General features: G+C 71.9%; 17 protein-coding genes. 9 read left to right on the top strand and 8 right to left on the bottom strand.

The annotated features are described in order from the left end of the window. Window positions 1–138: 138 nt before the first annotated feature. Window positions 139–1,431, bottom strand: coding sequence for a cytochrome P450 family protein (locus tag AC0680_RS06655; protein ID WP_478625530.1), 1,293 nt, complete (start codon window positions 1,429–1,431; stop codon window positions 139–141). A gap of 60 nt (window positions 1,432–1,491) precedes the next feature. Continuing rightward, window positions 1,492–2,229: a TetR/AcrR family transcriptional regulator gene (locus tag AC0680_RS06650; RefSeq protein WP_478625529.1), complete on the bottom strand. Its 738-nt coding sequence runs from the start codon at window positions 2,227–2,229 to the stop codon at window positions 1,492–1,494. A 402-nt stretch (window positions 2,230–2,631) separates the two neighbouring features. Here AC0680_RS06650 and AC0680_RS06645 point away from each other — a divergent pair, with 402 nt between their 5' ends. The 4 genes from AC0680_RS06645 (at window position 2,632) to narI (ending at window position 9,389) form a co-directional block, all read left to right on the top strand. After that, window positions 2,632–6,363, top strand: a complete 3,732-nt coding sequence (locus AC0680_RS06645) for a nitrate reductase subunit alpha (RefSeq protein WP_478625528.1) — start codon at window positions 2,632–2,634, stop codon at window positions 6,361–6,363. A gap of 61 nt (window positions 6,364–6,424) precedes the next feature. Then, window positions 6,425–8,023 carry a nitrate reductase subunit beta gene (gene narH / locus AC0680_RS06640; RefSeq protein WP_478625735.1) on the top strand — a complete coding sequence of 533 codons (1,599 nt, stop codon included), beginning with the start codon at window positions 6,425–6,427 and terminating at the stop codon, window positions 8,021–8,023. After that, complete coding sequence (narJ, locus tag AC0680_RS06635; RefSeq protein ID WP_478625526.1) at window positions 8,020–8,649, top strand: nitrate reductase molybdenum cofactor assembly chaperone; 630 nt, start codon at window positions 8,020–8,022, stop codon at window positions 8,647–8,649. The genes narH and narJ overlap by 4 nt, the downstream gene beginning before the upstream one ends. Beyond that, window positions 8,646–9,389, top strand: coding sequence for a respiratory nitrate reductase subunit gamma (narI, locus tag AC0680_RS06630; protein ID WP_478625524.1), 744 nt, complete (start codon window positions 8,646–8,648; stop codon window positions 9,387–9,389). The genes narJ and narI overlap by 4 nt, the downstream gene beginning before the upstream one ends. On the opposite strand, the gene AC0680_RS06625 is transcribed toward narI, so the two are convergent. Continuing rightward, window positions 9,367–11,271 carry a chloride channel protein gene (locus AC0680_RS06625; RefSeq protein WP_478625522.1) on the bottom strand — a complete coding sequence of 635 codons (1,905 nt, stop codon included), beginning with the start codon at window positions 11,269–11,271 and terminating at the stop codon, window positions 9,367–9,369. The genes narI and AC0680_RS06625 overlap by 23 nt on opposite strands. Before the next feature lie 246 nt (window positions 11,272–11,517). Here AC0680_RS06625 and AC0680_RS06620 point away from each other — a divergent pair, with 246 nt between their 5' ends. Continuing rightward, a complete protein-coding gene (locus AC0680_RS06620) occupies window positions 11,518–12,093 on the top strand; it encodes a MarR family winged helix-turn-helix transcriptional regulator (RefSeq protein WP_478625520.1) in 576 nt (191 codons plus the stop codon). Window positions 12,094–12,138: 45 nt separating this feature from the next. On the opposite strand, the gene AC0680_RS06615 is transcribed toward AC0680_RS06620, so the two are convergent. The 5 genes from AC0680_RS06615 to AC0680_RS06595 form a co-directional block, all read right to left on the bottom strand. Continuing rightward, window positions 12,139–14,703, bottom strand: a complete 2,565-nt coding sequence (locus AC0680_RS06615; protein WP_478625518.1) for an FtsX-like permease family protein — start codon at window positions 14,701–14,703, stop codon at window positions 12,139–12,141. Window positions 14,704–14,839: 136 nt separating this feature from the next. Continuing rightward, entirely contained in the window at window positions 14,840–15,607 is a 768-nt protein-coding gene (locus tag AC0680_RS06610) for an ABC transporter ATP-binding protein (protein WP_478625733.1), read from the bottom strand. A gap of 151 nt (window positions 15,608–15,758) precedes the next feature. Then, on the bottom strand, window positions 15,759–17,066 hold the full coding sequence (locus AC0680_RS06605) for a sensor histidine kinase (protein ID WP_478625731.1): 1,308 nt from the start codon (window positions 17,064–17,066) through the stop codon (window positions 15,759–15,761). Next, entirely contained in the window at window positions 17,063–17,803 is a 741-nt protein-coding gene (cseB, locus tag AC0680_RS06600) for a two-component system response regulator CseB (protein ID WP_478625516.1), read from the bottom strand. Before cseB ends, AC0680_RS06605 begins: the two co-directional genes overlap by 4 nt. 129 nt (window positions 17,804–17,932) lie before the next feature. Then, complete coding sequence (locus tag AC0680_RS06595; RefSeq protein WP_478625515.1) at window positions 17,933–18,454, bottom strand: YcxB family protein; 522 nt, start codon at window positions 18,452–18,454, stop codon at window positions 17,933–17,935. A gap of 878 nt (window positions 18,455–19,332) precedes the next feature. Here AC0680_RS06595 and AC0680_RS06590 point away from each other — a divergent pair. Genes AC0680_RS06590 through AC0680_RS06575 form a run of 4 tightly spaced genes read left to right on the top strand, consistent with a single transcriptional unit; the run spans window position 19,333 to window position 22,004 of the window. Beyond that, window positions 19,333–20,241: a diiron oxygenase gene (locus tag AC0680_RS06590; protein WP_478625513.1), complete on the top strand. Its 909-nt coding sequence runs from the start codon at window positions 19,333–19,335 to the stop codon at window positions 20,239–20,241. 20 nt (window positions 20,242–20,261) lie between these two features. After that, window positions 20,262–21,125, top strand: a complete 864-nt coding sequence (locus AC0680_RS06585; protein WP_478625512.1) for a class-II aminoacyl-tRNA synthetase family protein — start codon at window positions 20,262–20,264, stop codon at window positions 21,123–21,125. Further along, entirely contained in the window at window positions 21,115–21,357 is a 243-nt protein-coding gene (locus AC0680_RS06580) for an acyl carrier protein (protein WP_478625510.1), read from the top strand. Before AC0680_RS06585 ends, AC0680_RS06580 begins: the two co-directional genes overlap by 11 nt. Continuing rightward, entirely contained in the window at window positions 21,354–22,004 is a 651-nt protein-coding gene (locus AC0680_RS06575; RefSeq protein ID WP_478625509.1) for a maleylpyruvate isomerase family mycothiol-dependent enzyme, read from the top strand. Before AC0680_RS06580 ends, AC0680_RS06575 begins: the two co-directional genes overlap by 4 nt. Window positions 22,005–22,031 lie beyond the last annotated feature (27 nt).

The following is a 22,031-nucleotide window of genomic DNA, read 5'->3' as shown; positions in this document are numbered from 1 at the left end:
GCCTCCAAAATGGCATACCCAAAAAGGGGTGGGGAACAGGGGGATAACAAAAACCGGGGAGCGGGGGGGGGGGGGGGGGGGGGGGTGGGGGGGGGGGGGGGGGGCCCCCCCCCCCCCCCCCCCCCCCCGCGTCCGCGGCTACCCCAGCCGCAGCGGCAGTGACGCCAGCCGCCAGTTGCCCGGCAGCGGCAGCCGCTCCAGCCGCTCCGGTTCGACGCCCAGCGACAACTCCGGGAAGTGCGCCAGCAGTTTGCCGAACGCGACCTCGCCCTCCTGTCTGGCGAGCGAGGCCCCCAGACAGTAGTGCGGCCCGTGCCCGAAGCCCACATGGTTCTCGGCGTGGCCCGCGGGGTGCCGGGTCAGGTCGAGACGGTCCGGGTCGGTGTAGTGGCGCGGGTCGTAATTCGCCGACACCAGGATGAGTTGCACGGCGTCGCCCTTGCGCAGCTGCGTACCGGCGAGCTCGATGTCCTCGGAGGCGTACCGCAGCTGGGTCATGTGCACCGGCCCGCACCAGCGCATCAGCTCGTGGACCGCGCGCGGAAGCAGCGCCGGGTCGTCCTTGAGCAGGCGCAGCTGGTCGGGGTGGGCCAGCAGCGCCGCCGTGCCGTTGGCTATGAGGTGCGCGGTGGTCTCGTGGCCGGCCAGGACGAGGGTGAGGACCATGGTGACCATCTCGACGTCGCTCAGCCGGCTGCCGTCGTCGTCGTGGGTCTGGATCAGCTCGCTGAGCAGGTCGTCGGTGAGCGCCCCGCGCCGTTCGCGGATCAGCTCGTGGATGTGGTCGATCATCGCGGGGAACGTCCTGCCGAGCCGGTTCGGCTCCAGCGAGACCAGGTCGGCGCCCCACTTGCGCCACAGCGGGCGGTCCGCTTCGGGGATGCCGACGAGTTCGCAGATGACGGTGATCGGCAAGGGGTAGGTGAAGTGCTGGATCAGGTCGACCACGCCGTCCTCGGCGTGTTCGGGGAGTCGGGCCAGCAGCTCGTCGGCGATCTGCTCGACGCGCGGTCGCAGCGCGGTGATCTTACGGGCGGTGAAGGCGCGCGACACGAGGCGGCGGAGCCGGGTGTGATCGGGGGCGTCGTTGTTGAGGATCGAGCCGGCCAGATAGACGCGCAGGTGCTCGGGGAAGCCCATCATGTCCATCATGCGGTCCCTGGGCGACCGGCCGGGCGCGTCGCCCAGGGCCGAGGAGACCGGGTTGTTCACGAACCGCTGGTCGCGCAGGACCTGGCGGACCTCCTCGAAGCGGGTCACGAACCACACCGGTGAGTCGTCCATGAACCGCCCCCGGACGACCGGAGCCTGCTCGCGCAGCGCGCCGTAGCCCCTGAACGGGTCGCCGATCAGCGCCGGATCCATCACGTTCGGCTCGCCCGGGTGTTTCCCCACGTGCTCGGCGAACGGAGAGCTGGGTAATGCCGACATCTCGTTCTCCTCCGGTTGGGAGTCGGTCTGGAGTTGTGGAGTCCGGGTGGGACTCGAAGATCAGCTGCGAACCTGCCGGCGCATCTCCTGCGCCCGGTGCTCCCCCAGTTGCTCGTGGAGCGCGATGATCTCGGGCGCGGCCGCGACGACGGCGGCGTGCACGGGGTCGGAGCCGGGGGCCGGGCAGGGGCCGTGGCCGGGCACGACTGACGTTTCCAGCGTGCTTTGGACCGTCTGGGCGAGGAGTTCCGCACGCACCTTGGGGGTGTCCGGGGCACGGTCGTGGAGCAGCGCTTCGGACATGAAGAAGCCGGTGACGATCGCCATCAGGGTGTACTGCTGGTGGTGCAGGTCGGTGTCGTCGCGCATCAGCCCGTGGGCGCGCAGCACTTGAAGGTGGCGGTACAGGGTCCGGTCGCCGTGCGCGATCAGCTCGGCGAACTCCTTCTTGGCGGTGTCGTTGAGCCGGCCGAGGACGTCGGAGTCGTCGGTGTAGAGGGCACGCAGCACCGGCTCGTCGAGGAAGTCGAGGAAGAGCCCGCTGACGTGCCGGCCCGGCAGGATCTCCAACGGGTCGGCGCGCATCCGCTCCAACTGGCGCTGGTGGGTTCGGGTCTGCGCCTTGAGCACGACGGCCAGGAGCAGGGCCTCCTTGGTCTTCCAGTGCAGATAGACCGTGCCCTTGCCGACCTTGGCCCGCCGGGCGATCTCCTCGATCGTCAGCCGCCCGTACCCCCAGGCGAGCAGCAGTTCCCCCGCCGCCTCCAGGATGCGCTCGGCCCGCTCCGCCCGTTCCACGCCTGCCCCCTCCGCTGCCGTGACCAGATTTCAAATCTGGTCACACGGTCAACGTTAGGTCGGGCGACACAAGGGGGTAAGGCGGTTTCCGGTCAGCGGGGTGTGCGCGGGCGCCGAGTGGGCGGGGTGCGGAGCCGGGAGGTCCGTCCGGCGCGCGGTTGACGAGCCGGTGCTCCACTCCGTCGGCGACCGCTTCGAGGGTGTCCAAATCTGTTCGCTCGCGAAGGAAATGGCGAGGCCAATAATTGCAAAGTGCAATGAAAAGCTTCGCCAGCTCTCGCTAAACGTGCGGAATGTCCTGAATATTCGGCGGTCCGCAGCAGGATGCTGGGCCTGCAAGTGCGGGCGACCCGCCTCGCTGTGAGGTGGTGCTCCATCGCGTTCGCTGGAGAGTGGTGGGCTGTGGTGCGAGGCAGGGCGAGGGCGGCGGCCGAGCGGGCGGCGGCCGAGGCGGCCGAGCGGTTGTTCAAGGCGGGCCAGCTGCTGCGCAGGGCGCCGACGACCCAGGACCTGCGGGCCGTCTACCGCACGGACCAGGCGGTCAACGACAGCACGTACCGCGAGCGGTGGGCCCACGACAAGGTGGTCCGCTCCACGCACGGCGTCAACTGCACCGGCTCGTGCTCCTGGAAGGTGTACGTCAAGGACGGGCTGATCACCTGGGAGACCCAGGAGACGGACTACCCCTCGGTCGGCCCCGACCGGCCCGAGTACGAGCCGCGGGGCTGTCCGCGCGGCGCCTCGTTCTCCTGGTACACCTACTCGCCCACCCGGGTGCGCCACCCGATGGCACGGGGTGTGCTCGTGGAGCTGTTCCGTGCGGCCAAGCAGCGGCTCGGCGGCGACCCGGTGGCCGCCTGGGCGGAGATCACCTCGGACCCGCAGGCGCGCCGGCGGTACCAGTCGGCCCGTGGGCAGGGCGGTTTCGTGCGGATCGGCTGGGACGAGGCCCTGGAGATCGCGGCCGCCGCCCAGGTGCACACCATCAAGGAGTACGGCCCCGACCGCGTCGCCGGGTTCTCGCCGATCCCCGCCATGTCGATGGCCTCCCACGCGGCCGGGGCGCGCTACCACTCCCTCATCGGCGCGCCCATGATCTCCTTCTACGACTGGTACGCCGACCTGCCGATCGCCTCACCGCAGGTCTTCGGCGACCAGACCGACGTACCGGAGTCGGGGGACTGGTGGGACGCGGCGTACCTCATGCTGTGGGGCTCGAACGTGCCGGTGACGCGCACGCCGGACGCGCACTGGATGGCCGAGGCGCGCTACCGGGGCCAGAAGGTCGTGGTGGTCTCGCCCGACTACGCGGACGCGACGAAGTTCGCCGACGAGTGGCTGCACCCCCACCCGGGCACCGACGGGGCGCTGGCCATGGCGATGGGGCACGTGGTGCTCAGGGAGTTCTTCGTCGAACGGCAGGTCCCGTACTTCACCGACTACGTCAAGCGCTTCACCGATCTGCCGTTCCTGGTGGCACTGGAGGAACGCGGCGCGGGCCGCTTCGTGCCGGGCAAGTTCGTCACCGCCGCCGATCTGGGGCTGGCCCAGCACGCCGAGGCGGAGGCCCGGCAGTGGATGCCGGTGCTCGTCGACGCCGACACCGAGGACGTCGTCGTACCGAGGGGGACGATGGGCGACCGGTGGGCCAAGAGCGGGCAGGGCGCGTGGAACCTGGATCTGGGCGGGGTCGATCCGCTGCTGTCCTTCCACGGGCACGAGGACGGCCAACGCGGCGGCTCGGGCGTCGAGGTGACGCTTCCCCGGTTCGACGAGCCGGGCCGGACGGTGACCCGCGGCGTTCCGGTGCGCCAGATCGGCGGCCGCCTGGTGACCACCGTCTTCGACCTGCTGCTGGCCCAGTACGCGGTGGCGCGCCGCGGCCTGGCGGGGGAGTGGCCCACCGGATACGACGACGCGGCGCAGCCCTGCACCCCGGCCTGGCAGGAGGAGATCACCTCGGTTCCGGCCGCCGCCGCGATCCGCGTGGCACGGGAGTTCGCGCGCACCGCCGAACAGAGCCGGGGCCGCTCCATGATCGTGATGGGTGCGGGCACCAACCACTGGTTCCACTCCGACACCATCTACCGGGCCTTCCTGTCGCTGCTCATCCTCACCGGGTGCCAGGGCGTCAACGGCGGAGGCTGGGCCCACTACGTAGGCCAGGAGAAGGTGCGGCCGTACACGGGCTGGCAGCAGCTGTCGTCGGCGGCGGACTGGGTGCGGCCCTCGCGCCAGATGGCGGGCACGCCGTACTGGTACCTCCACACCGGCCAGTGGAGATACGAGTCGTACGCCGCCGACGCGCTGGCCTCGCCCACCGGCCGCGGGGCCTTCGCCGGGCGGCACACCGCCGACCTGGTGGCGCAGTCCGCGCGGCTCGGCTGGATGCCGTCGTACCCCACGTTCGGTGCCAACCCGCTGGACCTGGGGCGGCAGGTGCGCGAGAGCGGCCAGGAACCGGGGGACTGGGTGGCGGGCCGGCTCGCCTCGGGAGAGCTGGGCTTCGCCTGCGAGGACCCCGACGCCCCCGGCAACTGGCCGCGGGTGCTGACGGTGTGGCGGGCCAACCTCATCGGGTCCTCCGCCAAGGGCAACGAGTACTTCCTGCGGCATCTGCTCGGGGCGCGGGACAGCGCCGCCGCCGAGGAGGCGCCGCCGGACCGCCGCCCCCGAACGGTCGCCTGGCACGCCGACGCCCCGCGCGGGAAGCTGGACCTGCTGCTCAGCCTCGACTTCCGGATGACCTCCACGACGCTGTTCTCCGACCTCGTGCTGCCGGCCGCGACCTGGTACGAGAAGCACGACCTGTCCAGCACGGACATGCACCCCTACGTGCACGCCTTCAGCCCCGCGATCAGCCCGCCCTGGCAGGCCCGCACCGACTTCGAGATCTTCCACGGCCTGGCCCGCAGGCTCAGTGAGCTGGCCGAGGGCCGCCTGGACGTGGCACAGGACCTGGTGGCCACCGCCCTGCAGCACGACACGGAGGGCGAGACGGCGCAGCCGCGCGGCCGCGTCACCGACTGGCGCGACGGGCCGAAGCGGCCCGAACCGGGGCGCGACGCACCGGCCGTGGCGCTGGTGGAGCGCGACTACACCGCGGTCGCGGACAAGATGGCCACCTTCGGACCGCTGGCCGGCGAGCACGGCATGACGGTGAAGGGGGTGACCGTCATGCCGGGGCCGGAAGTGGGCTGGCTGGCCGCGCGGTGCGGGACGGCCGCTTCGGGACCGGCGCGCGGGCGGCCGCTGCTCGACACGGACGTCAAGATGTGCGAGGCGATCCTGGCGCTGTCCGGCACCACCAACGGGCGGCTCGCGGCCGAGGGGTTCGACCGGCTCGCCGACCGGGTCGGCCCCGGGGCCGGGCTCGCGGAGCTGGCGGCGTCGGTGGCGGAGCGCCGGGTGGTGTTCACCGACACCCAGCAGCGGCCCGTCCAGGTCGGGGCGAGCTTCGAGTGGTCCGGCAAGGAGGCCCCCGACCGCCGCTACTCGCCCTTCACCATCAACACCGAGCACCACAAGCCCTGGCACACCCTCACCGGCCGGCAGCACTTCTACCTCGACCACGACTGGATGGCCGAACTGGGCGAGCAACTCCCCGTGTACCGGCCGCCGTTGAACATGGCCGAGCTCGGCGAGAGCGGCCCGGCCCGGGGCACGGGCGAGGGCCGCGCGGTGACCGTCCGCTATCTCACCCCGCACTCGAAGTGGTCCATCCACTCCGAGTACCAGGAGAACCTCCTGATGCAGACGCTGGCCCGCGGCGGCCCGGTGATCTGGATGAGCCCGGCGGACGCGGAGGCGATCGGGGCCGCCGACAACGACTGGATCGAAGCCGTCAACGCCAACGGCGTGGTGGTGGCCCGCACGGTGGTCTCCCACCGCATGCCGACGGGCACGGTGTTCATGTACCACGTGCAGGAGCGCCTGGTGAACGTGCCGAGGTCGGAGACGACCGGGCGGCGCGGGGGTGTGCACAACTCCCTGACCAAGCTGCTGATCAAGCCGACCCACCTCATCGGCGGATACGGCCAGTTGTCGTTCGCCCCCAACTACTACGGCCCGACCGGCAACCAGCGCGACGCGGTGACCACGATCCGGCGCCGCGCCCAGAACGTGGAGTACTGACGTGATCCAGAACAAGGCCGGCCGGCTCCGCAGGGCGCCCCGGACACCTCGCCGGCGGGTCATGGCCCAGGTGGCCATGGTCATGAACCTCGACAAGTGCATCGGCTGCCACACCTGCTCGGTCACCTGCAAGCAGACCTGGACCAACCGCACCGGCACCGAGTACGCCTGGTTCAACAACGTCGAGACCCGCCCCGGCCAGGGCTACCCCCGGGGCCACGAGGACCAGGACAGATGGAAGGGCGGCTGGCGGCTCAAGCACGGCCGGCTGGTGCCGCGCACCGGCGGCCGCGCCCGGCGCCTGGCCCAGCTGTTCGCCAACCCCGAACTGCCCACCCTCGACGACTACTACCAGCCGTGGACGTACGACTACGAGAACCTGACCACCGCGCCACTCGGCGACGACATCCCCAGCGCGCCGCCCCGCTCCCTCGTCGACGGCCGCCCCACCGCGGTCACCTGGGGGCCCAACTGGGACGACGACCTCGGCGGCGGACCCGACCGGCTCTCGCACGACCCGGTCCTGCGCAGGATGAGCGAGCAGGTGCGGCTGGAGTACGAGCAGGCGTTCATGTTCTACCTGCCGCGCATCTGCGAGCACTGCCTGAACCCCTCCTGTGTCGCCGCCTGCCCTTCGGGCGCGATGTACAAGCGGATCGAGGACGGCATCGTCCTGGTCGACCAGGACCGCTGCCGGGGCTGGCGGATGTGCGTGAGCGGCTGCCCGTACAAGAAGGTCTACTTCAACCACTCCACCGGCAAGGCCGAGAAGTGCACCCTGTGCTATCCGCGCATCGAGGCCGGTGAGCCCACCGTCTGCTCGGAGACCTGCGTGGGGCGGCTGCGCTACCTCGGCGTCATGCTGTACGACCCGGACAAGGTCGGCGAGGCCGCGTCCGCCGAGCGCGAGCAGGACCTGTACGAGGCGCAGCTCGGCTGCTTCCTCGACCCGGACGACCCCGAAGTGGCCCGGGACGCGGTCGAGTCGGGCATCCCCCACGACTGGGTCGAGGCCGCCCGCCGCTCACCGGTCCGCGCGCTGATCACCCGCTTCCGGGTGGCGCTGCCGCTGCACCCGGAGTACCGGACGATGCCGATGGTCTGGTACGTCCCGCCGCTGTCGCCGGTGGTGGAGGCGCTGACCGCCACGGGGCACGACGGCGAGGACCCGGCCAGCCTGTTCGGCGCGATCGACGCCCTGCGCATCCCTCTGGAGTACCTCGCCGGACTGTTCACCGCGGGCGACCCGGCCCCGGTGGAGGCCGCGCTGTGCCGGCTCGCGGCGATGCGCGCCCATATGCGGCGGGTCAACCTCGGGGAGGAGCAGGACCCGGACATCGCGGCCGCGGTGGGCCTGGACGAGCGGGGCGTTCTGGACCTCTACCGGCTCCTCGCCCTGGCCAAGTACGAAGAGCGGTATGTGATCCCGACCAGCTACTCCGCCGGCGCCCCGCACGACGAGGCCGCGCAGGGGTGCAGCCTGGACGGCGTCGCGGGCCCCGGGATGATGCCGGGCGACGGCGCCGACGCCTTCCACGCCGCACCCGGGGGACATGCCGGCACCCCCACCGGGCTGCGCGGGCGGGTCAACCTGCTGAACTGGAACGGCAGGGGACGGCCCGCCGGGCTCTTCCCGCGCGCCCCGGAGCAGCGCCGATGACCCGCCCCGTCGGCCCCGTCGTCCACCAGGCCGCCTCGCTGCTGCTCGGCTACCCGGACGACGACTGGCCGCAGCGGCTGGACACGGTCCGCTCCGCCCTTCTCCCCCTACCGGGAGCGGAGATCGAGCTACTGCTCGGCTTCTGCGGGCGGTTGGCGGGAGCCGACCCCATCGAGCTCGCCTCCCGCTACGTCGCCACCTTCGACCGCAGCCGGCGGCGCTGCCTCTACCTCACGTACTACACCGACGGCGACACCCGCCGCCGCGGCTCCTCACTGGCCCGTCTGAAGTCCCTCTACCGCGAGCACGGCTGGGTGCCGCCGCAGGAGGAACTGCCCGACTTCCTGCCCGTGGTCCTGGAGTTCGCCGCCCGCAGCCCCGGTGCGGGCGCGGTGCTGCTGAGCGAGTACCGAGCCGCCCTCGAGGTGCTGCGCTTCGCCCTGATCGCCTACCGCAGCCCGTACGCCGACCTCCTCCAGGCCGTCTGCCTCGGCCTTCCGGGGGCGGCGCCGGCCAGCCGCGAGGCGGCCCTCAGGCTCGTCCGCAACGGGCCGCCGACCGAGACCGTGGGCCTGGAGCCGTTCTCGGCCCGGCCGCGACCGAGCGACCAAGGAGCCCGCGGATGAAGCATCTGCACGTCGCGCTGTGGGGCGTACTGCCGTATCTCACGCTGGTCCTGCTCGCCGGGGGAACGACCTGGCGCTACCACTACGACCGGTTCGGCTTCACCACCCGCTCCAGCCAGCTGCACGAGAGCCGGCTGCTGCGGATCGGCGGCCCGCTCTTCCACTACGGCCTGCTGTTCGTCATCGCCGGACATGCCGGGGGACTGCTCGTGCCGGAGTCGCTGACCGACCGGCTGCACATCAGCAACCACCTCTACCACGAGAACGCGCTGCTGGTCGGGGGCGCCGCGGGCCTGGCCACCGCGGCCGGCCTGGCCGTACTGCTCTACCGCCGGCTGCGGGTGCCCGCGGTACGGGCCGCGACCAGCCGCAGCGACCGGGCGGTCTATCCGCTGCTCACGGCGGTGCTGCTGGCGGGCCTGACGGCCACGGCCTCCGGTGTGGCCGCGGACTCCTACGACTACCGCCTCGGCGTCTCGATCTGGTTCCGCAGCCTGTTCGCCCTCGACCCCGACGTCCCCGCCATGGCGCACGCGCCGCTCGTCTACCAGGTGCACGCGCTGCTGGCGATGGCGCTGTTCGCGCTGTGGCCGTTCAGCCGTCTGGTGCACGCCTTCAGCGCACCGGTCGGGTACCTCCTGCGCCCCTACGTCGTCTACCGCTCGCGTACACCGGCCGCGCCGTACCGCCATCCGGCGGTCGGCGCGGCGCGGGGGATCAGCGGCCGGCGGCGTCGCTGAGCGCGTCGACGGGGGCCGCCAGGGCCGGTATGCCCTGCCGGGGCACCCGCCGGAACGGAATCAGGACGCGTTCGGCGTGCTGCTCCTCGTGCAGGTCGACCCGGCGCGCTTCCAGCAGATGACGCAGGGTCAGGACCCCTTCGACGCGGCGAGGGGTCCCGCGGGAGGTGACGACCACGCGGGTGACGTGGTGGGCGGCCATGCGGTTGGCGATGGTCCGCAGCGTCTCGTCCGGATGGCCGGTGATCGCGGGTCGGGCCAGCGCGCTCAGCGGCCGGTCGCCGTCCGGGGTGTGGTGCAGCAGCTCGGCGCGGGTGACGACCCCGGCCAGCAGCCCCGCGTCGTCCAGGACCGGGTAGAGCCGCTGGGCGAGCACACCGTCGGGGTCGCCCGCCCGATGGGCCCCGTCGAGCCGCGCGGCGGCCTCGGCGGCGGTCTGGTCGGTGCGGAACGTGGTCGTCACCGGGGTTTCGAGCTGGCGGACGAGGTGCACTTCGAGGGGGTCCACGGAGTACTCGCGGGTGAGGTGGAGGCCGCGGCGGGCGAGCTTCTCGGTCAGGACCGACCGTTTGAGGACGATCACCGAGAGCAGGTACGCCGATGAGGCGGTGATCACCATGGGGACCAGGGCGTGGATCTCGTGGGTCAGTTCCAGGCAGAAGACGATGCCGGTGAGCGGGGAGCGCATGACGCCGCCGAGGACGCCCGCCAGGGAGACCAGGGCCCAGAAGCCGGGGCTGACGGCGGGAAAGGCGAGCGCTTCGGCGGCCCCCAGCGCACCGCCGATCATGAACATGGGGGCGAGGACGCCCCCGGAGGTGCCGGAGCCGAGGGAGAGGCCCCAGATGAGGGTCTTGACGATGAGGATGCCGAGAATCAGTCCGACGGTGGCACGGCCGGTCAGCAGCTGGTCGATGACGTCGTAGCCGACGCCCAGTGCCCGGGGCTCGATGAGTCCGCCGACGCCGATGACGGCGCCTCCGATGGCGGGCCACCACATCCAGTGCACCGGCAGCCTGGCGAACAGGTCCTCGGAGAAGTAGACGAGCCAGGTGGCCAGGAGGGCGAGCAGCCCCGCGGCGAGTCCCGCGACGACGCACATCCCGTAGGCCAGGGGCGGCAGTTCGGCGGGGACGTGGGCGCCGCCGAAGAGGGGCCCGGTGCCCAGGATCGGTCCGCGGACGAGGGCGGCGGTCACCGCGCCGACGGCGACGGGCAGATAGGAGCGCGGCCGCCATTCGAAGAGCAGCAGCTCGACGGCGAGCAGGATCGCGGCGAGCGGTGCGTTGAAGGTCGCCGCCATGCCCGCGGCGGACCCGGCCACCAGCAGGGTCTTGCGTTCGTCGGTGGTGACGCGGAGGAACTGCGCGAGGATCGAGCCGAGCGCGCCTCCGGTCATGATGATCGGCCCTTCGGCGCCGAACGGGCCGCCGGAGCCGATGGATATCGCCGACGAGACCGGCTTGAGGACCGCGACGCGGGGCTGGACCCTGCTGCCTCCGACGAGGATCGACTCGATGGCCTCCGGCATGCCGTGGCCGCGGATCTTCTCGGACCCGAAGCGGGCCAGCACCCCGATGGCCAGGCCGCCGAGCACCGGCATCAGCAGGATCAGCCACCAGTGCGCGGTGCCGCCCGGCGTGGCCTCGCCGAAGGAGAAGCGGCCGTGGAAGCACAGGTTGGTGAACAGGGCGATCAGTTTGAGCAGGCCCACCGCGGCGAGCGCGGCGAGCGCTCCGACGGGGACCGCCAGGGCGGTGATCACCGCGACTCTGGGCAGGACGTGGAAGTCCCCCAGGTGTGCGATCTTCTCGTCGGTCGGGCGGCCGGGCGGCGGGGGCCCCGACCTCCTCTGGTTCCGGGCGGCGTCGGGCCGGGCCACGGGGTACCGCCGCTTCGTCTGGCAGAAATTCAGTACCGACCGGCGGCGGTGCGGCGGATGTCGTCTGCGGCTTCCCCGCCATGTCCACGCCCGAGGTGGACCCACGCATACCCTCGGTGGATCAACTCAACGGTCGCGGTTCCCACATCCCGCTGCCGGCCCTGCCGCGCCGGCGCAGGATCGGGTCATCCCACTCAACGTAACATTGCAGAGTGCAATAATAAATATGCTGGTGATAACAAAATGATGAACAGACATCACGGAGCGTGCGGCGCGCAGCCACCCGCCCTCGCGTCCGGGCGGGACCAGGACCCCGCGGCGGACGGTCTCGCGCAGGACACCGAGGAGGTCACCGGGACGCTGATGACCGCCTCACGCCTCCTGGTCGCGCTGTCGGCCCGGGCGCTCAACGAGGTCGGCAGCACGCTGACGCTGCCGCAACTGCGCGCCCTGGTGGTCCTCGACGGGTCCGGGCCGGTCAAGCTCGCCGAGCTGGCCACCACACTCGGCGTCAACCCGTCGACGGCGCTTCGCATGGTGGAGCGGCTGGAGACCGGCGGCCTCGTCGACCGCAAGGTCAACCCGGACAACCGCCGAGAGGTCGTCCTGCGCCTCACGGAGCCCGGCGGCGAGTTGGTGCGGACCGTGCTCGACCACCGGCACCGGGAGATCGCCGCGCTGGTGGGCAGGCTGCCCGTCGACGTGCGCTCCGGACTGGTCGCCGGACTGCGGGAACTGGTGGCGGTCGCGGACGACCGCGTGGTCGGCCCGGCTCCCGACGGGGTGTTGCGCGACGTGCTGACCGGCGGGTCCGGGATCTGAACCGACGCCGTGGGGATGCCGGAGGCGGCGCGGGTGAGACCGGCCTCAGATCTCCGCCACGGCCTCCAGGGGGCTCAGGGCCGCTGCCCGGCGGGCCGGGACGGCGGCCGCGAGCGCGCCGATCGCGAGGGAGGTCAGGCACACCAGGAGCAGCGTTCCCCAGGGCAGCGCCAGGGAGTACTGCTCCAGCGCGCCGTTGGCCAGCGCGCCGACCGCCCAGGCGCCGAACAGCCCGCCCGCCAGGCCCAGTAGCGTGCCGAAGGCGGCGACGGTCACCGACTCCAGGCGGATCATCCGGCGGACGGCGGCGCGGTCCATGCCGATGGCGCGCAGTACGCCGATCTCGCGGGTGCGCTCCGCGACCGACATGGCCAGCGTGTTGACGATGCCCAGTGCGGAGATCACGGCGCCGATGGCCAGCAGCCCGTACATCAGCGTCAGCAGGTCGCCCAGGGCGCCGGCGGACTCGTGGACGAGTGCCTCGCGGTCCCGCACGGTCAGCAGCGGGCTGTCGCCCACGGCGGAGCGCAGCCGGTCCTCGATGGTCCTCGAGGCGGCGCCGTCGTCGGTGCGGACCAGGATGCGCTGGACGGAGCCGGGCCGGAAACTGCTGCGCTGCACCTCGCCGCGGGCGCCCAGCGCGTCGTGGGCGACGGGGTTGTCCTTGTAGACGCCCACGACGGTGTACTGCTTGAGCCGTTGGCTCTGGCCCATGCGGGCGCCGAGCCTGCCGCCCGTGCTCACGCCGTGTTCCCGGGCGGTGGTGCTGGAGACGGCGATCCGGCCCGGACCGAGGTCCCTTATGGAGCCGCTGACGAAGTCGAGCTTCATGACGGCGGGCACGGCGTCGGGGTCGACGCCGGAGATCTGCCGGACGCCGCCGCCGATGAACACCGTGGAGTCCGTGACGGCGGCCGCGGTCCGCACCCCGGAGGTCTCGGCGACCCGTCGTACCGCGGCCGGGTCGATGCCCGTCGTGGGGGTGCGGGTGCCGATGACGTAGTCGGCGCCGAGGCCGGCCGCGGCCTGGCGGTCGAGGGCCTGTCCGGTGGAGTTCCCGACGACGGCGAGCCCGGTGACCAGGGCGGTGCTGATCATCAGGGTGGCGGCGGTGGCCGCGGTACGCCGCGGGTCGCGCAGCGCGTTCTCCCGTGCCAGGCGGCCGGTGATCCCGAAGCGGCCGGTCAGGCGTCCGGTCGCCCCGATCACGACGGCGGCGAGCGGCGGCGCCAGCATGATCATGGCGATGACGAGGACGGCGCAGCCGAACATCGCGCGCTGGAGGTTCTCCACCGAGGCGTCCTTCGCCCCCGTGAGCGACACCAGCAGCCCGGCGCCGAGGACGAGGAGGACCAGCCCCACCGCGCCGCGGATCCGGGAACGGGCGGCCGAGGGCGGCTGTTCGGCCGCGCGCATCGCCTCGACGGGCGCGACCTTCGCCGCCCTGCGGGACGGCAGCCACGCGGCAAGCACGGTGACGCCCACGCCCACGCCGAGCGCCGCCACGACGGGACGCGGGCCGATCACCAGGGGCCCGTCGGGCAGCGGGTCCGCGGCGCTGCCCAGGACGTCGGGCAGTACGGAGGCGATGCCGAGGCCGAGCAGGAAGCCGGCCGCCGACGCGGCGAGGCCGAGCAGCAGCGCCTCCAGCAGGACGGAGCGGACCACCTGGCGGCGTTCGGCGCCGATCGCCCGCAGCAGCGCGATCTCACGGGTGCGCCGCGCCACGAGCATGGTGAAGGTGTTGACGACGAGGAACGAGCCGATGAACAGCGAGACCCCGGCGAAGACCATCGGCAGCTTCTCGTAGCCCCGGGTCAGGGTGTCGACGTAGGTGGCCTGCTGGGCGGCCTGGGCGGCGCCGCTGGTGGCCTCGGCCCGGTCGGCCGGGAGCTGGGCGGTGACCCGGTCGGTGAGTTCGGCCTGGTCGGTGCCGGGCGCGGCGGACAGGTCGATCCCGGTGTAGTGGCCGGGGGAGGCGAACAGCCGCTGGGCGGTCGCCTTGTCGAACAGGGCGAGGGTGCCGCCGCTGGTCACCCGGGTGTCGTGGGTGGTGACGATCCCGACGAGCCGCTTGGTCATGACCGGGCCGTCGGTGGCCAGCGTGATCGTGTCGCCGATGCCGAACCGGCCGGCGGCGGCGGTGCCGCTGTCGACGGCGATCTCCCCGCCGCCCTGCGGGGCACGGCCCTTGAGCAGCGGATGGCGGGCGTCCCTGCCGTCCTTGCCCGGTACGTAGGCGGCGGCCAGGTTCGCCCACGCCTTGCCGGCCCGGAGCGGAGTGCCGTCCGCCGCGTTCAAGGTGGCCGAGCCGTCGGCCGACGGGCGCACGGCGGCGACACCGGGCACGCCGGCCAGTTTCCGTACGAGCGCGTCGTCCAGCACGGTGCCGCGCCGGTCCGCGTCGGCTCCCGGAGCGGGCGCCTTCGCGGTCACGGTGACCGCGATGTCCGCGAAGCTCCTCGACGCGGCGGCGCGGTGGGCGGCGGCGGAGGAGTCCGCGAAGACGAGGGTGCCGCAGACGAACGCGACACCCAGACAGACCGCGAGGACGGTCATGGCCAGACGGGCCTTGTGCGCGAGGACGTTGCGCAGGGCTGTTCTCAGCATGGGCGGCTTTCGGTGACGGGGAGAGGTACGGGGAGGGGGCGACGCGGGCGCGGGCGCGGGGGCCCGGGGGCCGGGCTCGACGAAGGCGAGCGCGGCCGGTCCGTTCCGGTCGCGGGTCGGTCGGCGCGTGCGCGCGTCAGCTGGTGCGTGGGCGGGTGTCGAAGGTCTTCATGACGTCCAGGACCCGGTCGGGGCTGGGGTGCGCCATCTCGTCGACCAGGCGGCCGTCGGCGAGGAAGACCACGCGGTCGGCGTATCCGGCGGCGACGGGGTCGTGGGTGACCATGACCACGGTCTGACCGAGTTCGCGCACCGAGTCGCGCAGGAAGCCCAGGACCTCGCCCCCGGCGCGGGAGTCGAGGTTGCCGGTGGGCTCGTCGCCGAAGACGATCGCGGGCCGGGAGGCCAGGGCGCGGGCCACGGCGACGCGCTGCTGCTGCCCGCCGGACAGCTGGGCGGGCCGGTGGCCGAGGCGCTGGGAGAGGCCGACCATGGTGATCACGCGGTCCAGCCACTGCTGGTCGGCGCGGCGTCCGGCGATGGTCAGCGGCAGCGTGATGTTCTCCAGCGCGGTCAGCGTCGGCAGCAGGTTGAACGCCTGGAAGACGAAGCCGATCCGGTCGCGGCGCAGCCGGGTGAGCCGCCGGTCGTCGAGCGTGCCCAGTTCGGTGGTGCCGATGCGGACGGAGCCGGAGTCGAACGCGTCGAGCCCGGCGGCGCAGTGCATCAGGGTGGACTTGCCGGAGCCGGAGGGGCCCATGATCGCGGTGAACTCGCCCTCGCGGAAGGCGATGCTGACCCGGTCCAGGGCGACGACACGGGTGTCGCCGCTGCCGTAGGCCTTCGACAGGTCGGTGGTGGCGGCCGCGATCCCGGTCGGCGGGTGCTGCGCGAGCGTGTCCATGGGGGCGGCGGTCACGGGGACTCCTCTTCGGGTGCGGTCTTCGGGTGCGGAAGGGTGCACTTCGAAAGGTGTCCGAAGGACGTATCGGGACCTCGGCCGTCGTGTATCGGCGTCCGCTCCGCTTCGTAGCGGTTCTGTAGCGGGTGGGCGGTCAGTGCGGCAGGCGCAGGCGCGCGACGGCGCCGCCGTCCGGGGCGTTGTCCAGGCGCAGTTCGCCGCCGAGGAGCCTGGCCTGACCCAGGGCGATGGTCAGGCCGAGGCCGTGGCCCGTGCCGCGCTCCGCGGCGCCCGTGTGGAAGCGGCGCGGGCCCTCGCGCAGCAGCTCCGCGGGGAAGCCGGGGCCGTGGTCGCGTACGACGACGGTAGGGCCGTCGACGGTGACCTGCACCGGGGTGTCCCCGTGCCGGTGGGCGTTGACGACGAGGTTGCCGACGATCCGTTCCAGGCGGCGCGGGTCGGTCTCCACGGTGTCCCCGGGGTGCGCGGCGTCCACGGCCCGCGCGGTCGGTGCGTCCGCTCCGCGCGGTGCGCCGGCGACGGTGACGTCGGTGGCGAGGCCGGTGCGCAGCACGGCCTCGCGGACGACCGCCCCGAGCGGGACACGGGCGCGCACCGGCTGCTCGGCGCCGGCGTCGAGCCGGGAGATCTCCAGCAGGTCCTCCACCAGCCCGCGCAGATCGCGCACCCGGGCCCGCAGCAGATCCTCCGTCTCACCGGGCGGCAGCAGGTCGGCGGCGGCCAGCAGACCGCCGACGGGGGTGCGCAGCTCGTGGGCCACGTCCGCGGTGAACTGCCGCTCGGTGCGCAGCCGTCGGCCGAGACTGTCGGCCATGAGGTCGACGGTGGCGGCGATGTCGGCCACCTCGTCGCGGCCCTTGGTGGGCCCGGTCCGGGCGTCGAGGTCCCCGGCCGAGATCCGCCCCGCGGTCTCGGAGACCCGCCGCAGCCGGCGGCCGAGCAGCCCGGCCCCGTAGACCGCCACGGGTACGGCCGCCGCGATCGCGACCAGCGAGGCCACCGCCATGACCACGTCGAGCCGGCGCAGGGTGTGGAGCTCCGGGCTCATGTTGACCTGCACCGCCAGCACCCGGCTGCCGGGGCCGTCGACCCGCTGGGCGGCCCAGGCGCTCGGCCCCACGTTCCCCTCGACGCGCCCGTCGTGGGCCGTATGTCGCGCGCCGTCGGCCGGGTGCCGCAGCGCGGTGGGCAGCCCGGCCGGATCGAGCTCGGCTCCGTCCGTGAGGGTTCCGGTGCGCCGGTAGGTGTCCATGGCCGAGTACAGCCTGTTGAACGCCTGCGCTTCGGCCCGGCTGCGGATGTCCTGCGCGGTCCACAGGTGCACCAGCACGCCCACCGCCACCGCCACCAGGCAGGCCGTGGCCGCGGCCAGCGCGGCGATCTTCCAGCGCAGCGACACCCGGGCCCTGCGCGGCCGCTGGAACGGGCGCACCGGCCTCAGCGCCTGAGCTTGTAGCCGAAGCCGCGGACCGTCTCGATCCGGTCCCGGCCCAGCTTCCTGCGCAGCCGCTGCACACACAGGTCCACGACCCGGCTGTCGCCGTCCCAGCCGTACTCCCAGACGTTGCGCAGCAGCGTGTGCCGCTCCCGCACGATGCCCGGGTGGGCGGCGAACTCCAGCAGCAGCTTCAGTTCCGTCGGGGTCAGCGCCACCGGACGTCCGGAGACGAACACCTCCATGCCGCCGGTGTCGATGGTCAGATCCCCGAAGACCAGCGGCTCCGTCCCGGCCGGTGGCGGACCCTCGCCCGCCGCCCGCTCGGGCCCCGGGGCAGGCGCGTACGTCGCCCGCCGCAGCAGCGAGCGGATGCGCGCCACGAGCACGTAGGTGTCCACGGGCTTGACCACATAGTCGTCCGCCCCGGCCTCCAGACCGGCGACGACATCGAGCCCGTCGCCGCGGGCGGACATCATCAATACGGGCACCAGGCTGGTCTCCCGGACCCTGCGGCACAGTCCGATCCCGTCCAGACCGGGCAGCATCACGTCCAGGATCAACAGGTCGAAGCTCTCGTCGCGAAAGCGCTCGAGGCCCGCCAGCCCGTCGGCCGCGGCCGCCATCTGGTAGCCGTAGCGCTCCAGCGCGACGGTGAAGGACCGGCGCATCAGCTCGTCGTCCTCCACCAGCAGCACGCGGACGGGCCGCACGGAGGCCGGCGCCGGGGCGGACGAGGACACGGGCGGATCACTCCTGTTCAGACGGTCGTGCGGCACGGTCCCCGGGTGCGTGTGCACGCGACCGGCGACCTGAAAGGAACGATACGACCAAGCGCTTCCGGATACCCGCCCGATGCAAAGCGCCCGGGTTCACAAGCGGGGCAGATGGCGGTCCACGAGCTCCCGCAGCCGCTCCGCGTCGTGCGCGTCGCGCAGCCCGCGCTTGGGCAGTACCTCCACGAGCAGGATGTTCGGGTCGCGGCTGAGCAGCACCACGTGGTCGCGGGTCTCGCGGTAGCCGCGGAAGACCGACCAGCGCTGTACGAGCGTCACATGCGCGGTCTCGGCCGTGATGCCCGTCTCGCTCACGGACGTGCGGTACTCGCCCTGCCAGGAGACCGTGCGCAGCGCGTGGTGGGCCTGGAGACGCGGGATCGACCAGATCAGGGCGGCGCAGAAGACGGCGGTCACGAACGACTGGGCTGAGCCTCGCGGCGCGGTCACGGCCAGCACGGCGCCGGCGCCGGACAGTCCCGTGAAGCCCCACCGGACCAGGTGGAGGCGCCGGCGGCGCTCACGCACCCGGACGCCCGCGAGGAGGTCCGCGCGCGCCGGCCGGTAGACCAGCTCGACCGTGTCCCGTCTTCCGTCCCGCCCCGTGTCCACGCTCATGAGACGGGAGCGTACTGGCCTACGGCAGACGGCGGAGTCCGCGGTGCGACGGTGCCGTACCGGGGACTGGGCCCCGGTCCCCGACGCTCACGGGCCGAACGGGCTCGGCCGGACGTTCCCGACGGCGTCCCGGTGCGCGGGGAACGCAACGGGCGCGGGAGCCGGGGCAATTCCGCGTGCGGAGACGACGCGCCGGCGCCCTCGCCCCGCTTCCTCGGGAAAAGCGTCTTACCTGGCGGGCGGCGCATAAATACTCTTCGGTCGGTTATTCATATACCAGGGACGCCTGCCGTTCGCATTGTGATAAAGGGGCAGGCCGCTCGCGCAGCCGGGGGCGCATCCCGCGGGGAGTCCCAGTGGTCGCTCCAGACCTCAGTTGTTCGAGGATGGGGAAGCGAGCAGTGTATTGATCGCGCCAAAGCGTGACGCCAACCGCCCGCCCCTGAAGAGCAGTTGAGAGCCCCGTCGACCGTCAAGATCCGCCGTGACCTCGGGTTTGTGTGCCTTCAGGGTCGGCCGAAAAACGTCCAGCGGGGTCAAACTCACGTTTGAGGGCACCTTGATCACTTAATGTAGCTGCAATGTTCCCGCAACAACCGGGGAATTGGCTGCTCAGGCCCTCGCCAGGGGCGACACACGGTGAAATTGGAGACGTGAACTCCGCTTAGTGCCGCGAAGAATGACGCTGGCCCGTGGCTGTATCGGTCGCCTAACATCGTGAATGTCTGCCAGCCCGCCAGTGACCGCGGCGGATAAGCGGATCCCGCAACTCCACACAGCGGACGTCGTGAAGTTCATGGAATTCACGGCTCCGCGACTAGTAGTGCCCGAACACCCCCCTCTTGCCCACCTCCAGTCTTTTACCGACAGGGAGAAGCATGTCCGCAGTAGCCAGCAAGGCGCCGCAAGTGCCGGAGCAGTCGGCTCGGTTCGCCGAGATCCTCAAGCGGCTCATCGACAAGTCGGTGGACGGCTACTACAACCCGTATCGCGAGTTCGACTGGCCCGATTCGCTGCCCGAGCAGATGTCGTGGATGAGCGATGACCTGGTCTCCACCTACGGCACCGAGGTCGCCAAGGAGCTGACGACCGAGGAGGCGCAGCGGCTGTCCCGCTGGGAGAGCATCAACTTCTACAGCCTCAACGTCGAGGGAATCCGCGAGCTGCTGATCGAGGTCATCAAGCGGATCCACACGACCGGCTTCGAATTGCCGTCGGACTTTTTCCACCACTTCATCGGCGAAGAGAACGAACACATGTGGTTCTTCGCCGAGTTCTGCCTCCGGTACGGCGACAAGATCTACACCGGGCCGAATCTCCACTCCATTCCGCATGACAACGCGCAGGTGGAGAACTTCCTGGTGTTCTCCAGGATCCTCCTCTTCGAGGAGATCGTCGACTTCTACAACATGCGGATGGCCGCCGACGACTCCCTGCACGAGACCATCCGCAAGGTCAACCGGGTGCACCACGAGGACGAGTCCCGGCACATCGCGTTCGGCCGCGAGCTGGTCTCGATGCTGTACTCCCAGCTGGCGAAGACCATGACCGACCAGCAGCGCCTGGAGATCGAGCAGTACCTGAAGCGGTACATCGTCTTCAGCCTCCGCTCCTTCTACAACCCGCAGGTCTACCGGGACGCCGGCATCGCCAAGCCACTGGAGTTCCGCGAGCGGGTGGTCTCCGACCCGGCCCGCCGCGAGCTGGAGCGCAAGGTCGTGCGCAAGCCGATGTCCTTCATGCTCAAGTCGGGGATCTTCGCCGACGACCTGCTGCCGGACGTCTGATCCGGGCGAAGGAGGTCGGAATGGAAGCGAACGGACTCGCCTACCTGCCTGCCGGCGAAGCCCGGCTCCTGCGGCGCCTGGACGACATGTTCGAGCGGTGGGGCATCGGGGTCGGCGCCGAACCGGTCATCGGAGCGCCGCTGCTGCCCGTGGCCAAGCTGGCGAAGCTCGACTACTACCAGAACTTCCCGCACCAGGCGCTGGTGGTCAACGCGCTGGACCTGGAGCGCCGCCCGCAGGGCCAGGACGCCTGCGCCATCGAGGCGTTCCCCCCGGAGCAACTGCAGAGCGCGGAGATCGCCCTGCCGTCGGCCACCTGCTACGCGGTCTACCTGGGGATGGAGGGCACGAGCCTGCCGGGCAACACCCTGATCACCCTGGTCGGCCGCTGCTTCCGCCGGGAGGAGCGGTACACCGGGCTGCGCCGGCTGCTCGGCTTCCACATGCGGGAGATCGTGGCCCTGGGCGAGCAGGAGTTCGTCGAGGAGCACATCGACCGCTTCTCGTCGCGCATCCTGCGGTTCGCCGAGGAGCTGGACCTGCCGCTGCGCAAGGAGGCGGCGACCGACCCGTTCTTCGACGGCGAGGGCCCGCGCGCACTGCTGCAGCGCATCGCGCCGGTCAAGTACGAGTTCCTGGCCGGGGATCTGGCCATCGCGTCGGTGAACAAGCACCGCAACTTCTTCGGCGAGCGCTGCGACATCCAACTGGCCGACAGCGGACGGCCGGTGTTCACCAGCTGCGTCGCCTTCGGCCTGGAGCGGTGGCTCGCCGTACTGCACGACCGCTACGGCGACTGGGCGGCGGCCGACGAAGCCGTCGCGAAGGCAGACCAGGCACTGGCATCAGCCGCAACTACCGAAGGGACGTCCCATGCAGTCTGAACAGGAACAGCTCAAGCAGTGGATCCTGGCCCGCCACCCGGAGATCTCCGACATCGACGCGGACCTCGACATCCTGGAGAACCGCCTGATCGACTCCCTCGCGTTCGTCGAGTTCATGCTGCTGGTCTCCCGGCTCAGTGGCGAGGAGATCGACATGGAGACCCTGGACATCGACGACTTCCGCACCCTGCGGCGGATCGAGGGGCGGTACTTCCGGGCGGGCGTGGCGTGACGGCACCCGCCGTCGAGACCGTCCCCGAGCGGTTGCTGCGCGCCGAGCGCGAGACCCTGGTGCCCGCGCTGCGCGACCTGCCGTCGGGCATGGTCGAGCGGGTCACGGCGGCGTGCCCGGCGTGGACGGTGCGCGATGTGGTCGCGCACTGTGCGGCGGCACTGGTGGGGCTCACCGCCGGCGCGGCGTACAAGGCGAGCCACGACCAGAACCAACGGGACGTCGAGGAGCGCCGGGACTGGCCGTTCGCCGACGTGCTGGCGGAGTTCGAGCACGGTCTGACGGTGGCCGGCCCCGCGATCCGCGCGGCCGGCGGCGCCAAGGATCTGGCGGCCCTGGGCACCTGGATCCACGGCGGTGACGTCCGGGACACGCTGGGGATGTCCGACGCGTACCGGAGCGCGGGGGTGCCCGAGGCGCTGGAGGCGCTCGCCGGATGCGCCCGGGTGGTCGCCACCCCGCAGGTGCACGTCACGCTCGACGACCGGGAACTGGTCCTCGGCTCACCGGTCGAGGACCGGGAGCCGGCGCGGCTGCACACCGATGTCCCCACCCTCTTCCGGCTCTACACCGGCCGCCCGGCCGACCCGGAACGGTACCGGCTGGCCGGAGCCCGGCCGGAGGAACTCATCAGCGCGGAATGGTAGGTCGGTTCGGCAAATGCTCTACCTAGA

Source organism: Streptomyces sp. NPDC043738 (assembly GCF_056436545.1).
This window is presented reverse-complemented; position numbering and strand designations above follow the sequence as displayed.

Excerpts from the sequence above, each read along its gene's own strand:
- AC0680_RS06655 (WP_478625530.1), bottom strand. The coding sequence starts at position 1,431 with ATGTCGGCATTACCCAGCTCTCCGTTCGCCGAGCACGTGGGGAAACAC.
- narH (WP_478625735.1), top strand. The coding sequence starts at position 6,425 with ATGGCCCAGGTGGCCATGGTCATGAACCTCGACAAGTGCATCGGCTGC.
- narJ (WP_478625526.1), top strand. The coding sequence starts at position 8,020 with ATGACCCGCCCCGTCGGCCCCGTCGTCCACCAGGCCGCCTCGCTGCTG.
- narI (WP_478625524.1), top strand. The coding sequence starts at position 8,646 with ATGAAGCATCTGCACGTCGCGCTGTGGGGCGTACTGCCGTATCTCACG.
- AC0680_RS06620 (WP_478625520.1), top strand. The coding sequence starts at position 11,518 with ATGAACAGACATCACGGAGCGTGCGGCGCGCAGCCACCCGCCCTCGCG.
- AC0680_RS06615 (WP_478625518.1), bottom strand. The coding sequence starts at position 14,703 with ATGCTGAGAACAGCCCTGCGCAACGTCCTCGCGCACAAGGCCCGTCTG.
- AC0680_RS06610 (WP_478625733.1), bottom strand. The coding sequence starts at position 15,607 with ATGGACACGCTCGCGCAGCACCCGCCGACCGGGATCGCGGCCGCCACC.
- AC0680_RS06595 (WP_478625515.1), bottom strand. The coding sequence starts at position 18,454 with ATGAGCGTGGACACGGGGCGGGACGGAAGACGGGACACGGTCGAGCTG.
- AC0680_RS06590 (WP_478625513.1), top strand. The coding sequence starts at position 19,333 with ATGTCCGCAGTAGCCAGCAAGGCGCCGCAAGTGCCGGAGCAGTCGGCT.
- AC0680_RS06585 (WP_478625512.1), top strand. The coding sequence starts at position 20,262 with ATGGAAGCGAACGGACTCGCCTACCTGCCTGCCGGCGAAGCCCGGCTC.
- AC0680_RS06580 (WP_478625510.1), top strand. The coding sequence starts at position 21,115 with ATGCAGTCTGAACAGGAACAGCTCAAGCAGTGGATCCTGGCCCGCCAC.